General features: G+C 61.9%; 11 protein-coding genes. 4 read left to right on the top strand and 7 right to left on the bottom strand.

Translation table 11 applies throughout. The annotated features are described in order from the left end of the window. Window positions 1-173: 173 nt before the first annotated feature. Both mgtE and yjgA read left to right on the top strand, forming a co-directional pair. Window positions 174-1,523, top strand: a complete 1,350-nt coding sequence (gene mgtE / locus A8C75_RS05760; protein ID WP_067379342.1) for a magnesium transporter — start codon at window positions 174-176, stop codon at window positions 1,521-1,523. An 11-nt stretch (window positions 1,524-1,534) separates the two neighbouring features. Continuing rightward, window positions 1,535-2,068 (top strand): ribosome biogenesis factor YjgA, encoded by a 534-nt coding sequence (gene yjgA / locus A8C75_RS05755; protein WP_067379340.1) that lies wholly within the window; start codon window positions 1,535-1,537, stop codon window positions 2,066-2,068. A gap of 87 nt (window positions 2,069-2,155) precedes the next feature. On the opposite strand, the gene A8C75_RS05750 is transcribed toward yjgA, so the two are convergent. The 7 genes from A8C75_RS05750 to A8C75_RS05720 all read right to left on the bottom strand — a co-directional run bounded on the left by A8C75_RS05750 (window position 2,156) and on the right by A8C75_RS05720 (window position 11,637). Continuing rightward, complete coding sequence (locus A8C75_RS05750; protein ID WP_067379338.1) at window positions 2,156-2,983, bottom strand: carbon-nitrogen hydrolase family protein; 828 nt, start codon at window positions 2,981-2,983, stop codon at window positions 2,156-2,158. A gap of 67 nt (window positions 2,984-3,050) precedes the next feature. After that, window positions 3,051-6,911: a YhdP family protein gene (locus tag A8C75_RS05745; protein WP_084783779.1), complete on the bottom strand. Its 3,861-nt coding sequence runs from the start codon at window positions 6,909-6,911 to the stop codon at window positions 3,051-3,053. A gap of 12 nt (window positions 6,912-6,923) precedes the next feature. Continuing rightward, window positions 6,924-8,393: a ribonuclease G gene (gene rng, locus A8C75_RS05740; RefSeq protein WP_067379334.1), complete on the bottom strand. Its 1,470-nt coding sequence runs from the start codon at window positions 8,391-8,393 to the stop codon at window positions 6,924-6,926. A gap of 146 nt (window positions 8,394-8,539) precedes the next feature. Then, the gene (locus A8C75_RS05735; RefSeq protein ID WP_067379331.1) at window positions 8,540-9,124 is read right to left on the bottom strand and encodes a Maf family protein; all 585 of its coding nucleotides are present in this window, start codon (window positions 9,122-9,124) and stop codon (window positions 8,540-8,542) included. A gap of 65 nt (window positions 9,125-9,189) precedes the next feature. Beyond that, window positions 9,190-9,678, bottom strand: coding sequence for a rod shape-determining protein MreD (gene mreD, locus A8C75_RS05730; protein ID WP_067379329.1), 489 nt, complete (start codon window positions 9,676-9,678; stop codon window positions 9,190-9,192). Next, window positions 9,671-10,486: a rod shape-determining protein MreC gene (mreC, locus tag A8C75_RS05725; protein ID WP_257737041.1), complete on the bottom strand. Its 816-nt coding sequence runs from the start codon at window positions 10,484-10,486 to the stop codon at window positions 9,671-9,673. Before mreC ends, mreD begins: the two co-directional genes overlap by 8 nt. 113 nt (window positions 10,487-10,599) lie before the next feature. Beyond that, window positions 10,600-11,637 (bottom strand): rod shape-determining protein, encoded by a 1,038-nt coding sequence (locus tag A8C75_RS05720; protein WP_020683090.1) that lies wholly within the window; start codon window positions 11,635-11,637, stop codon window positions 10,600-10,602. A gap of 164 nt (window positions 11,638-11,801) precedes the next feature. Here A8C75_RS05720 and gatC point away from each other — a divergent pair, with 164 nt between their 5' ends. Next, window positions 11,802-12,089, top strand: coding sequence for an Asp-tRNA(Asn)/Glu-tRNA(Gln) amidotransferase subunit GatC (gatC, locus tag A8C75_RS05715; RefSeq protein WP_067379324.1), 288 nt, complete (start codon window positions 11,802-11,804; stop codon window positions 12,087-12,089). A 40-nt stretch (window positions 12,090-12,129) separates the two neighbouring features. After that, window positions 12,130-13,587: an Asp-tRNA(Asn)/Glu-tRNA(Gln) amidotransferase subunit GatA gene (gatA, locus tag A8C75_RS05710; RefSeq protein ID WP_067379323.1), complete on the top strand. Its 1,458-nt coding sequence runs from the start codon at window positions 12,130-12,132 to the stop codon at window positions 13,585-13,587. The last annotated feature ends 1 nt before the right edge of the window (window position 13,588 follow it).

Raw genomic sequence — 13,588 nt, 5'->3', positions numbered from 1 at the left:
AAACCGTTTTTGCACCCCGCCCGACGCCCGCCCCCGCTGATACCCGCCCCCTGATTCCGGTATACTGTCATTCCCAGCCCGGCCATCAGGCCCGAACCGCCCAGCACGGCACCCGGGGCAAAGCCATTTGAGCTCCCCCTTCCAGACCAGCCCCTGGGCAGCGCAAGGATGTCATGAGCAGCAAAGAGCCTCTCTCGCCGATTGAACGACTGAACGCCGCCATGGACAGCGGTGAACTGCGTCAGGTGCGCTATACGCTGAATAACAGCCTGCGCCCGGTGGAGATCGCCCATCTGCTGGACAAGTCCCCGCCCAAGGAGCGCCAGCTGCTCTGGGGCCTGGTCAACAAGGATCTGGAAGGGGATGTGCTGCAGCACCTGGGCTATGACGTCCAGGCCGAAATTCTGAGCCGCATGGAAACCCGGGAAGTCCTCGAGATCACCGAAGGCCTGGATATTGACGACATGGCCGACCTGCTGCAGCAGCTGCCGGAGCGCATCATGCGCGAACTGCTGCAGACCATGGACATCCAGAACCGCACCCGGGTCGAGCAGGTTCTGTCCTATGACGAGGACACCGCCGGCGGCCTGATGAACACCGACACCGTGACCATCCGACCGGATATCACGGTGGAAACGGCGCTGCGCTATATTCGCCGTCACAAGGAAATACCGGACATGACCGACAGTCTGTTCGTGGTCAGCCGCAGAGACGCCTATATTGGCATCCTGCCCCTGACCAAACTGCTGGTGTCGGATCCCGACATGCTGGTGCGCGAAATCATGAGCACCGACATTGAGCCCATCGAAGCCACGATGACAGACAGCGAAGTCGCCCAGCTGTTCGAGCAGCACGACCTGATTTCCGCGCCGGTCATCGACGAGGACGGCAAACTGCTCGGCCGTATTACCATCGATGACGTGGTCGACGTTATCCGTGAAGATGCCGACCACTCCCTGATGAGCATGGCGGGTCTGGGGGAAGACGCCGACACCTTTGCACCGCTGATGCGAACGACCCGCAACCGCGCTATCTGGCTGGGTATCAACCTGCTCACCGCCTTCATCGCCTCGGCGGTAATCGGCGTGTTTGAAGACACCATCGAGAAAGTCGTGGCCCTGGCCGTGCTAATGCCGATTGTCGCCTCCATGGGCGGTATCGCCGGCAGCCAGACACTGACGCTGGTGATTCGCGGCCAGGCGCTGGGGCACGTGGAGCGCAGCAACATCGGCTGGCTGCTGAATCGCGAACTGGTTGCAGGCGCCCTCAATGGCCTGCTCTGGGCTTCGGTGGTCGCCGCCGTCGCCATTATCTGGTTTCAGGATATCTATATCGGTGGCATTATCGCCGCCGCCATCGTGATTAACCTGATTGCCGGCGCTCTGGCCGGCACTCTGCTGCCCATCGGCCTCAAGGCCGCCGGCATAGACCCGGCCCTGGCCGGCAGCGTTCTGCTCACCACCATTACCGATGTTGTAGGCTTCTTCGCCTTCCTCGGACTGGCTACCTACTTTTACAGTTAAAGAACCGACCTATGACTAACGAAGAAGATTTTGAACAGCTAGACCCCGCCGACCAAGACGCAGAGCTGATCAGTAAAAGCCAGGCCAAACGCGACATGCATGCGCTGCAGGACCTGGGCAAAAAACTGGTCGCACTAAACAAGGATCAGCTGGCCAAAGTCCCGATGGATGAGACCCTGCGCGGCGCTGTAGAAGAATGCCGTCGGCTGAAAAAGGGCGAGGCCATTCGACGCCAGCTGCAATACATTGGCCGCCTGATGCGCCTGGCTGATACCGATGGCATCAGCCAGACAATGGACAGTTTCGAGGCGGGCAAGCAGGCCCACGACGCCCACTTCCATCGCCTGGAGCGCTGGCGCGATCGCCTGATCAACGGCACGCCCGACGACCTGACCGACTATGTGGCGGCCTTTCCCCATGCCGATATTCAGCATCTGCGCCAGCTGATACGCAACGCACAGCGCGAGGCGCTGCAGCAGAAACCACCGGCCAGCTCACGCAAGCTGTTCAAGTACCTGCGCGAGCTGGCTGAAGTGCCCAACTGATCCGGACCAGGCTTCGCCAGGAGCGCAGACAAAAAAAGCCGGAGTTGCACTGTGCAGCTCCGGCTTTTTGTTGTGGTACTCAAACGTTTACAGCGTTATTCGCCTATGCGCGCTCACCGGCATGCGCTGACGCAGACGCCGCAGTTCATCCAGATCGATCTCGGCACTGCACCAGCCCTCGCCCAGGGCCAGACTGGCGCTCACCTCGCCCCAGGGGCCGACAATCATGGAATGCCCCCAGGTTTCACGCCCCTTGCCATGCTGGCCACCCTGGTTGGCTCCCAGCACATAACACTGGAATTCCACCGCCCGGGCCCGCAACAGCAACTCCCAGTGCGCAGCACCCGTGACCGCAGTAAAGGCCGAGGGCACGCTGATCAACTCGGCGCCGGCATCGCGCAGGCGCTGGTAATGATCGGCAAAGCGCAGGTCGTAACAGATACTCAGCCCCAGGCGCCCGCAGGGTGTGTCGACCAGCACTATCTCGCTGCCAGGCTCGATATAGACGGATTCGCGATAACTCTGTTGCGCATCCGCCACTTCTACATCAAACAGATGCCGCTTGTCGTAACGCGCCCGCTGCCGCCCCTGATCATCAAATACAAGGCTGGCTGAACGCACCCGCCCATCGGCCACCTCAGCACCATCATCTCGCAGCATGAGCGGCACGGAACCCGCCACCAGCCAGATACCGGCGCTCTTGGCCAGGGCGCCGAGGCGTTGTTGCAACTCGCCCAGGCCCTGGGCACAGGCCAGGGCTCGCAAGCCGGATGAATCGAACAGGGCGAAATTCTCCGGCAGCAGCACCAGACGCGCGCCCTCAGCGGCGGCGGCGCGTACCAGTCGCTCGGCGGTGCCGAGATTGACCTCAAAGTCGGGCCCCGACACCATCTGTATTACTGCACAGCGCGACATCTTCACCTCCAGTTTGAAACTTGAGTTACCGCGGGCCTGCCGAGCGACAGGTACAAAGGTTCAACGTCTAGGGCGAGGCCGAACGCATGACCGACACCTCGGGATCATTCCAGTCACCGGACACGCGATAGCGAATCGAGGTCACCTTTTCCAGCTTGTCGCCAATCAGCTTGTCGATCAGAAACATGGCGCCGGCCACCTGGGGCGCCCCCAGCAACACTGCCGCCAGCGGTATGTTGCTGGTCAGCGGCAGGGTCACTTCCATTTCCTGCTCCACGGTTTCGTTCAGCAGATTCAGGCTGCCGGTCATGGTCATGTCGGCGGAGGGACCCTGCAGGCGCAGCGGCTCAAGTGTGCGGGCCAGGCCGCGCTCAAAGCGATAGCGGCCTGCCAGACTGTCGTAGGCCAGACCGCTTCTCAGCAGGTCGGAAAAATCCAGCTTGAAGCGCCGCGCCAGGCTGTTGAGATTCAGAATACCGAAAATGCGCAGTATATTACTGGCACCACCGCTTTCGATGATGCGCCCGTCCTCGAGCCTGAAGGCCAGCTCGCCCTGCGCCTGGACCAGCGATATATCCCAGGGCCGGCTCAACCAACCCAGCTGCAAATAGGCATCGCTCGCGTCGGACGTGAGCACTCGCCCACTGCCCCAGACTTCGAGCAGGGCACCTATATCACCCCCCTGCAGCTTGAGGGTCAGCTCCGTGCTAATGGCCGGCTGCTCGCGCCAGCTGCCCTCGCCGCGAACATCCAGCCCGCCGATATGCCCCTCAATCGCCTCGATCGCCAGACGTCCGCTTTGCGGGCGCAGCGCAAACTGCCAGCGCCCGAGGTTTCGGGCCCCCAGACTCAAACTGCTGATGCTAACATCCACCGCCGGTATACCACTGAGATCAATGGGCTCAAGGGCAGGCCCCGCGTTTGATTCCGCCGACTGCCGGGCTGACTCAGGCCGGGGCTCAGGCTCAGGCAGATTCAGCGCCTTGATCTGCAGCCGGTAAGGCTGCCCTGGCTGCACCGGCCAGTCCAGGGTGGCATCCATTTGCGCACTCTGTACAAAAAGTTGCCAGGGTGCCGTCCCCAGATGTACGCTGGCCTGGGTAAATGGCATGCCGCGCACATCCAGCTGCCCGACCTGCACATCCACCGCCCGCAGCGCCAGAAGCTCATCGACGACACCCGCTGCGCCCGCACTCGCAGCCTCGCCAGCCAGACCATCCAGCCACCCCTGCGACTGCAGGAAAGCCTCCAGCTGATTGGTACTCAGGGACTCGATGCGCCCATCCACCCAGAGCCCGGCCGACAGCGGCAGCTCGGGCCTTGCGCCGCCAAACGTCACCCGACCACGGCCGAGCAATGGCGGCGCCACACCAAAGACAGCCCGCAGACGCTCGTCGTAGTTCAGCCGCACCGAGCCCTCATCCAGCCCCAGCACTACAGTCAGCGCACGCGACTCTGCCCCCTGCTTGCCGAGAAACCCGGGCCAGGGCACCGCAACACCGGCAAGATCACTGCTAATCACCAGCCGATTGCAGTCGTCAGCACCGCTGCACAATTCAAGGCGGGCGTTATAGGCCGCCTTGCCGCTAAGATCCTGCAGAATATCCAGCTCGGACCACTGCGCCAGCTGCGCCATGGGCAGCTCTCCGGCCAGGCTGACACGGGTACGCCAGGGCTCGGTGCCGGGCGTGCTGATCTGGGCCCGCACCGGCTGGCCGAGCATATTGCCATCGAGCCGATCGCTGCGCAGACCCTTCGCCGTGCTGTAGTGCAGATCGCCGTGCAGGTCGGAAAATGTCAGGCGCAGCGATTCGGATGCCAGGGTGCCATTGGCCAGACGTGTCGCCACCCCGACACTGGGCAGCGGCTTGCCATCAAGCGGAATACTCAGCCGCAGCGCCGTCTCGGCAGGGCCGCTGAGCTTCCACTGTGCCAGCGCATCCCCCACCAGCGGCCGCAAGGGCGACTCCATCAGCAGGCGATGAATATCGGCGGCATCCCCGCCAAGCTGCCCGTCGATCTGCAGGGGCGCACCCGGCCCCTGCAGATAAACGCGGGCATGCTCAACCCGGGAGTCCATCAGCTGCCCCCGCTCCACTTCAACCAGCAACGCCCGGTCACGCAGCATGACAAAAACCTTGCCGTCCTTTACCGCCGGCCAGCCGGGCTGATAAGCCATGTCGGCCTGTTCCACATCGAAGAACATCTGCACCGTGGGCCCCACGCCATCGTCCAGCCCCCGGGTTCCGCCATGCAGCAAAAACCCGCCCTGCTGCACCCTGCCACCCTGAATGGCGCCGGCCAGCCAGTCATACAGACCACGTCCGACCGCACCCGGCGGCACATAGTTGGCCGTTTGCAGGGCATCGCTGTCGGTCATGCCGATCATGAGGGTCAGTTCGGTCTGTTCCTCATGCACATAGGGCAGACGCATGCTGAATCGCCCCGCCGCCGACACCGAGGCATTGGTCAGGTGCAGCAGTTCGCTGCCAATCACCACAGCATCCGGCTCCAGCGACCAGCGCACTATGCCGTCGGCCTTGTCGTAGGCCCAGCCACGGTCGTAGAGATCGGGAAAAAACAGTTCAAAGTCAGTCGTGGCCAGATGAATACGGCCGCCGCTCAGGTTCGCATCCAGCCGACCGCTGACACCGCTGACACGGGGTGCCCCCCAGGCCGCTTCGCTCGACAGACGATCCAGATCGGCCTGCAGTTCGAACGCACTCCAGTCGTCGTTCTCAGGCCAGTTGGCGCGAAAGCGGGTCAGCACACCGGTTGGCGCCAGTGGTAGCAAGGCTTCCTTCAGGCCCTGGGGCAGAAAGGGCTGCTGCTGCAGCCAGTGCGCCAGCGGCGCCAGATCAATGCCGGAGCCGGCAATCTGGCCGGGCTTGAGCTGTCCGTCCTGCCAGAGCGCCTCCAGCAGTAGCTGCGGCACCGCAAGTCCGGCGCCGGCACTGGTCAGCGCCAGCGCGTTGAGCTGCAGCTGATAACGATCACCGCTGCGCAGGAGCGCAAAATCAGTACGGGCTTCACTGATATCCGGCAGATCGGGGGATGCAGCGGAGAACTCCGCCACCGCAACAGCCCCCTGCAAACGTTCCAGCTGCCCCCCGGAGAAACGGCCCCAAAACTCGGTACTGGCCCGCAGACTGTCGATTTGAAACGGCAACAGCTCCAGATTCAGCAGATCCGGGCCCAGCTCATCCAGCGACAGGTAAAAGTCATAGGGCGCGTGCAGCAGGTTATCGCCGGTGTCGCGGGTTTCGATGGCAAAACGCACAGCCCCCTTGTCGCCGGCTGCCGGCAGGACCAGAGAGCCCCCCAGCTGGTGCTCCCGATTGCTGTTCTGCAACAGCAGCTCGGGGGCCCGCAGCACACGGGGGTCTCCTGCTTCTGGCAATAGGGTGAGCTGTACATCGGTAAGGGTGACACTGGGCTGAATCATGGCCAGACCCAGCATTCGACTCAAGGCCTCGGCCTTGAGACCAGTGCCGCCGTCACTCTCGCCAGGGCTATGCAACCAGCGGCCGTCACGCTCGCTCCAGGTCAGCTGCAGGCCGCTCAGCTGCGCCTGGCGAAAGACTGGAATCAGGTTGGCAATAGAGGCAGGAAGATCAAGCTCAACACTGAGGTGGTCAAACCGGGCACGCACTTCGGGCCCGGCATCGGTCTTGGCAGCTGTATCGGCAAAAAAGCGCACGCCGCTCACCGACAGCTGTGGCCAGCGGCCGCTCCAGTGTGCATCGATGCGTTCGATATCCAGCGGTACGCCAAGCTGCTCACTGAGCAGCGCCGTCAGTTCCTCGCGATACTCACTGACCGCCGGCAGAAACTGGCGCAACAGCGTTACCAGCAAGGCAATCAGCAACAGCAGGCCGGCACAGAACCAGCCCAGCCCACCCAGCACAGACCCCAGCCTGAGGTTCACGCCGCGCTCCGCTTAGCGCAGCACGACGTCGAACTGCTCTGGACTGTAGAGCGTCTCGACCTGAAAACGAATGGTTTTACCGATAAAAGCTTCCAGCTCCGCCAGATGTTCGGATGCATCATCCAGCAGATAATCCACCACCGACTGGGCCCCGAGCACCAGATAGGAATCGGTATCGTAGGCGCGGTGCTGGCGCAGGATTTCACGGAAAATATCATAGCAGACGGTTTCCGCCGTCTTGATCATGCCGCGTCCCTGACACTGGGAACAGGCATCGCACAGCACCTGTTCGAGGCTTTCCCGCGTACGCTTGCGGGTCATTTCCACCAGGCCGAGCTCAGAGACACCGGTGACCTTGCACTTGGCGTGGTCTTTTTCCAGCACCCGTTCCAGCGTGCGCAGCACCTGACGCTGATGGTCGGAATCTTCCATATCGATAAAATCGATAATGATAATGCCGCCCAGATTGCGCAAGCGCAGCTGACGCCCGATGGCGGTGGCCGCCTCCAGGTTAGTCTTGAAGATGGTTTCTTCCAGATTACGGTGACCGACAAAGCCGCCAGTGTTGATATCCACCGTGGTCATGGCTTCGGTCTGATCAAAGATCAGATAACCACCGGATTTCAGCTCGACCTTGCGTCCCAGGCCGCGCTTGATTTCCTCTTCCACATTGAACAGATCGAATATCGGGCGCTCACCGGGGTAGTACTCCAGCTTGTGCTGAATTTCCGGCACCAGCGCCTGCACGAACTCCTGCGCCTTCTGGTAGGTCTCACGCGAATCAATACGAATGCGCTCGACACCGGCATGGGCCATGTCCCGCAGCGCACGCATATTCAGCGGCAGGTCTTCGTAAACGATCTCCGGCAGGCCGGCGCCCTTGATCTTGTCCTGTATGGCGCCCCACAGGCGGTACAGGAACAGCAGGTCGGCGCGCAGCTCGGTTTCGTTGGCACCTTCCGCCACGGTGCGCAAAATGAAGCCGCCACGGCTTTCTTCACCCGCCTCTTCGGCCAGCGAGTCGATCAGGCTGCGCAGGCGGTCGCGTTCGTCATTGTCCTCAATGCGCTGGGACACGCCTATGTGTTCGTTGCCCGGCATATACACCAGATAACGGGACGGAATGGACAGATGAGTGGTCAGACGCGCACCCTTGGTGCCTATCGGGTCCTTGGTCACCTGCACCAGCAGGCCCTGACCCTCGCGCAGTACCTGGGCGATGGAGGTATTGCTGCGCTCCTCCGCCGTGGCGGACTGACCCAGCACTTCCTCGACATGAATGAAGGCCGCACGCTCCAGGCCGATATCGACAAAGGCCGCCTGCATGCCAGGCAGTACCCGTACCACCTTGCCGTTATAGATGTTACCCACAAGACCGCGGCGCTTGGCCCGCTCAATGTAGAGTTCCTGCGGGACACCGTTCTCGATCACCGCTACGCGGGTCTCCATCGGCGTAAAGTTGATCAGAATTTCTTCGCCCATCACTTACCGCCTGCTCCTTCGACTCTCAGTTAAGCTGACCGTGAAACCGATCTCCTGATCGACTTACTGCCCGGCCGGGCCCCATGACCCTCGTCCTGCGCAGCGAGCAGCCTTACCACTGATCTACTGCGCACGCATATTCTATATTATGCAGCACTGTACCAGAGCGGCACGCCAAACTGTGTCAGTAACTGTGCGGTTTCAGCCAGCGGCAAACCCACCACCGACGAATAACTGCCATTGATGGCCGTCACGAAAACAGCGCCCAGCCCCTGAATGGCATAGGCACCCGCCTTGTCCAGCGGCTCGCCACTGGCCCAGTAACGCCGGCACTGTGCCTCGTCCAGCACGCGAAATTCCACCTCGGTGGTCACGACGCGCGCCTCGGCCCGGTGCCCATCCACCAGCGCGACACCGGTCATGACCTGATGGCGCCGGCCCGACAGCAACAGCAGCATGCGCACCGCATCCTCTTCATCGCGGGGCTTGCCCAGTATCTCATCACCGCAAACCACCGCAGTATCAGCCCCCAGTGCCGGGCATCGGGCACCGCCTAGCTCAAAGCCGGCCTGCGCCTTTTCAAGCGCCAGCCGGCGCACATAGCTCTGCGGCGCCTCCCCCGGCAACAGCTGCTCGGGCAGATGGGGCGCACAGACCTCAAAAGCGACGCCGATCTGTGTCAGCAGCTCACTGCGCCGCGGCGATGCGGAGGCCAGAATCAGGCTCATCATGGTACTGTTGAATTCCCTTGAATAGTGCCGCCAGGCAGGATGTCAGAGCCCGGACGACTCTGCTGTCAGGTTACCCGGAAGGTACGCCTAATGCTACGCAGCAGCACAAAGACGCAGGGCCAGAGCACCGCACTCACCAGGGACGGCAGCATAAACATCAGGCTGTCCCGGGTATTGCCGGCAATGGATTGCATCCAGTGAAAGGTCAGTTGGTTGATACCCACCAGCACCAGCACCATCATGGCCTGCTTCCATAACGGAAACATGCGCAGGCGCTGGTGAATCAGCAGGGTCAGAAAGGCGATCAGGGTCAGCGCCAGGGCATTGAGCCCCAGGGCACTGCCCTTGAGCAGATCCAGCGTCAGGCCAAGCATCCAGGCGGTGCCTATGCTCACCCGGTGTGGCAATGCCAGTACCCAGTAGATCAGGATCATGGGTACCCACTCCGGGCGCACCCACTCGAATTGCACCGGCAGCGGCAGCTGGCTCAGGGTCAGCCCGACGAGAAAGGTTCCGACGATAATCAGAAAGCCGCCGGGACGCACCTCACTCATTAATCACCCCGGCCATCGGGGGTTCCTGTGGAACCTCCCTGGGCCCGCGTACCAGCAACAGGTGCCGGCTCTTGTCCAGGCGCGCCGTGGGCTTGGCCGTGACCAGGGAGAACGGCCGACCCGGATCCCGAATCACCCCGGTAACGACCGCAACCGGATAGCCCCGGGGAAAGCGCCCGCCCAGGCCCGAGCTGATCAGCAGGTCGCCCTCGCGCACGTCGGCGGTATCGGGCACATGCTCAAGCTCGATCTCGTCATAGACGCCCTTGCCCAGCGCGATGGCGCGCAGACCGTTGCGGTTGATTTCCACCGGAATGGCATGGCGGGCATCGGTAATCATCATGACGCGGCTGGTATAGTGACTGGCTTCAACTACCTGACCGATCACGCCACCGGCATCCAGAACGGCCTGCCCAATGTAGGCGCGATCTTCGGCACCGCGGTTGATGATGACCTGATGCAGGAAGGGGTCTGGATTGACGCCAATCAGCTCGGCCAGCATGACTTCGTCCTTGACTCGTTCCTTGCCGTCAAGCAGCTCACGCAGACGCAAATTCTCGGCCGTCAGGGCAGCGATCTGCTGTACCTTGCGCTCCAGCAGCAGGGCTTCGGACTTGAGGCGCTCGTTTTCCTTTAGCAGGGTCGTGCGATCCACCAGCACGCCGGACAGATCGTCCGCCACCCGTCCGGGCACGTCGACCAGCCATTGCAGGGGCGTAATCAGAAGGGACAGATAGCCGCGCGTCTCGCGCATCTTTGACCAGTTGAGGTCGGCGATGATGAGCAATAACGCCATCAGCACCAGCACAACAAAAAGGGCACGGGGCGACCCGCCCCTGAAGATCAGCTTAATGGGACACCTCTGGGCGACTGCCGCAGTGTCCCGGCTGGCTTGAAAAGACTGAGCAGAGCATCAAACCACTATTCGTAGGAGAGTAACTCAAAGGCACGGTTGTCGAGCATTTCCAGCGCCTTGCCACCACCACGGGCCACACAGGTCAGCGGATCCTCGGCAATGATCACAGGCAGGCCAGACTCTTCACTGATCAGTCGGTCGATATTGCGCAGCAAGGCACCACCGCCGGTAATCACAATACCGAATTCGGCAATATCAGCCGCCAGTTCAGGCGGGCACTGCTCCAGTGCGCTCTTCACCGCCTGCACGATCGCCGCCAGGGGCTCCTGCAGCGCTTCGAGAATCTCGTTACTGTTAAGGGTGAAGCGACGCGGAATGCCCTCGGCCAGGTTACGGCCGCGCACGTCAATTTCGAGCACTTCGGAGGTCGGGTACGCCGTACCCACTTCCTGCTTGATGCGCTCCGCCGTGGCATCACCGATCAGTGAGCCATAGTTGCGGCGCACATAGGTGACGATAGCCTCGTCGAAACGGTCACCACCGACCCGCACGGATTCGGCATAGACGATACCGTTAAGCGAGATGACGGCAATTTCGGTGGTACCACCACCGATATCCACCACCATGGAGCCGCGCGCTTCGTCCACCGGCAGACCGGCGCCTATGGCAGCCGCCATGGGTTCTTCGATCAGGTACACCTCGCGGGCACCGGCGCCGAGCGCCGATTCCTTGATGGCGCGACGCTCAACCTGGGTTGACTTGCAGGGCACGCACACCAGCACTCGTGGGCTGGGCGTGAGGAAGTTGCCTTCATGTACCTTGGCGATAAAATACTGCAGCATTTTTTCGGTGACGTGAAAGTCGGCAATGACGCCATCTTTCATCGGACGAATAGCGGTGATGTTACCGGGAGTTTTCCCCAGCATGCGCTTGGCATCCATCCCCACTGCGGCGACTGACTTGTGATTACCGTTATGTCGAATGGCAACTACAGAAGGTTCGTTCAGCACTATATCTTTATCACGAACATAAATAAGCGTGTTCGCCGTGCCCAGGTCTATGGACAGATCGCTGGAAAAAAGACCTCGGATTTTCTTGAACATGGGGATGGGGTACCTAAACAGATGCCGCGCGACGCGCTGATTCTGAAAACACGTAACTCTAGCAATGGCGGGGATTTAGAGCAAGGAACAAATATGTTAACTTAGCCGTCTTCCCCAGCACCGCCGAGTGCCGAAAACCTTAAAAAATCATTGAGAATTGCAACATGGCTCTAGAGCGTTCCGACGTGGAAAAAATTGCCCACCTGGCGCGGCTGCAAATCCGTGAAGAAGAAGTCCCGGGCTACACCCAGACGCTGTCCGACATCCTTGCGCTGGTCGACCAGCTGCAGGCCACCGACACCACCGATGTCGAGCCCATGGCCCACCCGCTGGATGCCGTGCAGCGCCTGCGCGCCGACGTTGTCAGCGAAACCAACCAGCGCGAACAGCTGCAAAGCGTGGCGCCGGCGGTGGAGAACGGCCTGTTCCTGGTTCCCAGGGTTATCGAGTAAACACCGCCACGTTCCGAATTTGTGAAGGATACCCAACCCCATGTTTGACAAGACACTGGCCGAACTGGCCGGCGGACTGGCCGCAGGCGACTTCAGCAGCCTTGAGCTGACCGAATCCTGCCTCGCTCGCATCAAGACCCAGGATGCCGCCTACAACAGCTTTATTACCGTCACCGAAGAGCTGGCCCTTGAACAGGCCCGGACGGCGGACAGCCTGCGCGCCGCCGGCAAGGCCGGCATATTCACCGGCCTGCCGCTGGCCCACAAGGACATTTTCTGCACCCAGGGCGTTCGCACCAGCTGCGCCTCGCGCATGCTCGACAACTTCATCGCGCCTTATGACGCCACCCTGGTGCGCAAGTTCAATGAAGCCGGCGCCGTGACGCTCGGCAAGACCAACATGGACGAATTCGCCATGGGCTCGTCCAACGAGTCGAGCTTCTATGGCCCCTCGCGCAACCCCTGGGACACCGACCGCGTTCCTGGTGGTTCCTCCGGCGGCTCGGCCGCGGCCATCGCCGCCCGCCTGGTGCCGGCGGCCACCGGCACCGACACCGGCGGCTCCATCCGCCAGCCCGCCGCCCTGTGCGGCATCACCGGCCTCAAGCCCACCTATGGCCGGGTATCGCGCTACGGCATGATCGCCTTCGCCTCGTCGCTGGACCAGGCCGGCCCCATGGCCCGCACCGCCGAAGATGCCGCCCTGATGCTCAACGTCATGGCGGGCTTTGATCCCATGGACTCCACCTGCGTTGACCAGGACGTACCGGATTACAGCGCCAGCCTGAACGACAGCCTCGAGGGCCTGCGCATCGGCCTGCCGAGGGAGTACTTCGCCGACAACCTGGACCCGGCCATCGCCGAACAGGTACAGAACGCGATTCGCGAGTTCGAAAAGCTCGGCGCCAGCGTCAGGGAAATCAGCCTGCCCAATACGGCACTGGCGGTACCGGCCTACTACATCATTGCGCCGGCCGAAGCCTCCACCAACCTGTCCCGCTTTGATGGCGTGCGCTACGGCTATCGCTGCGACAACCCCGTCGATCTGGAAGACCTGTACAAGCGCAGCCGTGGCGAAGGCTTTGGCGACGAGGTCAAACGCCGCATCATGGTAGGCACCTATGCCCTGTCCGCCGGCTACTACGACGCCTACTACCGCAAGGCACAGCAGGCACGCCGTCTGATTCAGCAGGACTTTATCCAGGCCCTGACCGAGGTCGATGTCATCATGGGCCCGACCACGCCGCAGCCGGCCTTTCGCATCGGCGAAAAGTCCGCCGATCCGGTACAGATGTACATGGAAGACATCTATACACTGGCACTGAACCTGGCGGGCCTGCCCGGCATGTCCGTGCCCTGTGGCCTGGCCCAGGGACTGCCGGTGGGACTGCAGATTATCGGCAACTACTTTGCCGAAGCGAAATTGCTCAATGTCGCGCACCGCTTCCAGCAGGCGACCGACTGGCACACACTGGCACCTGCGAGCATCAAGGGGTAAG

This window comes from Marinobacterium aestuarii (assembly GCF_001651805.1).
GTDB lineage: Bacteria > Pseudomonadota > Gammaproteobacteria > Pseudomonadales > Balneatricaceae > Marinobacterium_A > Marinobacterium_A aestuarii.
This window is presented reverse-complemented; position numbering and strand designations above follow the sequence as displayed.

Excerpts from the sequence above, each read along its gene's own strand:
- mgtE (WP_067379342.1), top strand. The coding sequence starts at position 174 with ATGAGCAGCAAAGAGCCTCTCTCGCCGATTGAACGACTGAACGCCGCC.
- yjgA (WP_067379340.1), top strand. The coding sequence starts at position 1,535 with ATGACTAACGAAGAAGATTTTGAACAGCTAGACCCCGCCGACCAAGAC.
- A8C75_RS05750 (WP_067379338.1), bottom strand. The coding sequence starts at position 2,983 with ATGTCGCGCTGTGCAGTAATACAGATGGTGTCGGGGCCCGACTTTGAG.
- rng (WP_067379334.1), bottom strand. The coding sequence starts at position 8,393 with ATGGGCGAAGAAATTCTGATCAACTTTACGCCGATGGAGACCCGCGTA.
- A8C75_RS05735 (WP_067379331.1), bottom strand. The coding sequence starts at position 9,124 with ATGATGAGCCTGATTCTGGCCTCCGCATCGCCGCGGCGCAGTGAGCTG.
- mreD (WP_067379329.1), bottom strand. The coding sequence starts at position 9,678 with ATGAGTGAGGTGCGTCCCGGCGGCTTTCTGATTATCGTCGGAACCTTT.
- A8C75_RS05720 (WP_020683090.1), bottom strand. The coding sequence starts at position 11,637 with ATGTTCAAGAAAATCCGAGGTCTTTTTTCCAGCGATCTGTCCATAGAC.
- gatC (WP_067379324.1), top strand. The coding sequence starts at position 11,802 with ATGGCTCTAGAGCGTTCCGACGTGGAAAAAATTGCCCACCTGGCGCGG.
- gatA (WP_067379323.1), top strand. The coding sequence starts at position 12,130 with ATGTTTGACAAGACACTGGCCGAACTGGCCGGCGGACTGGCCGCAGGC.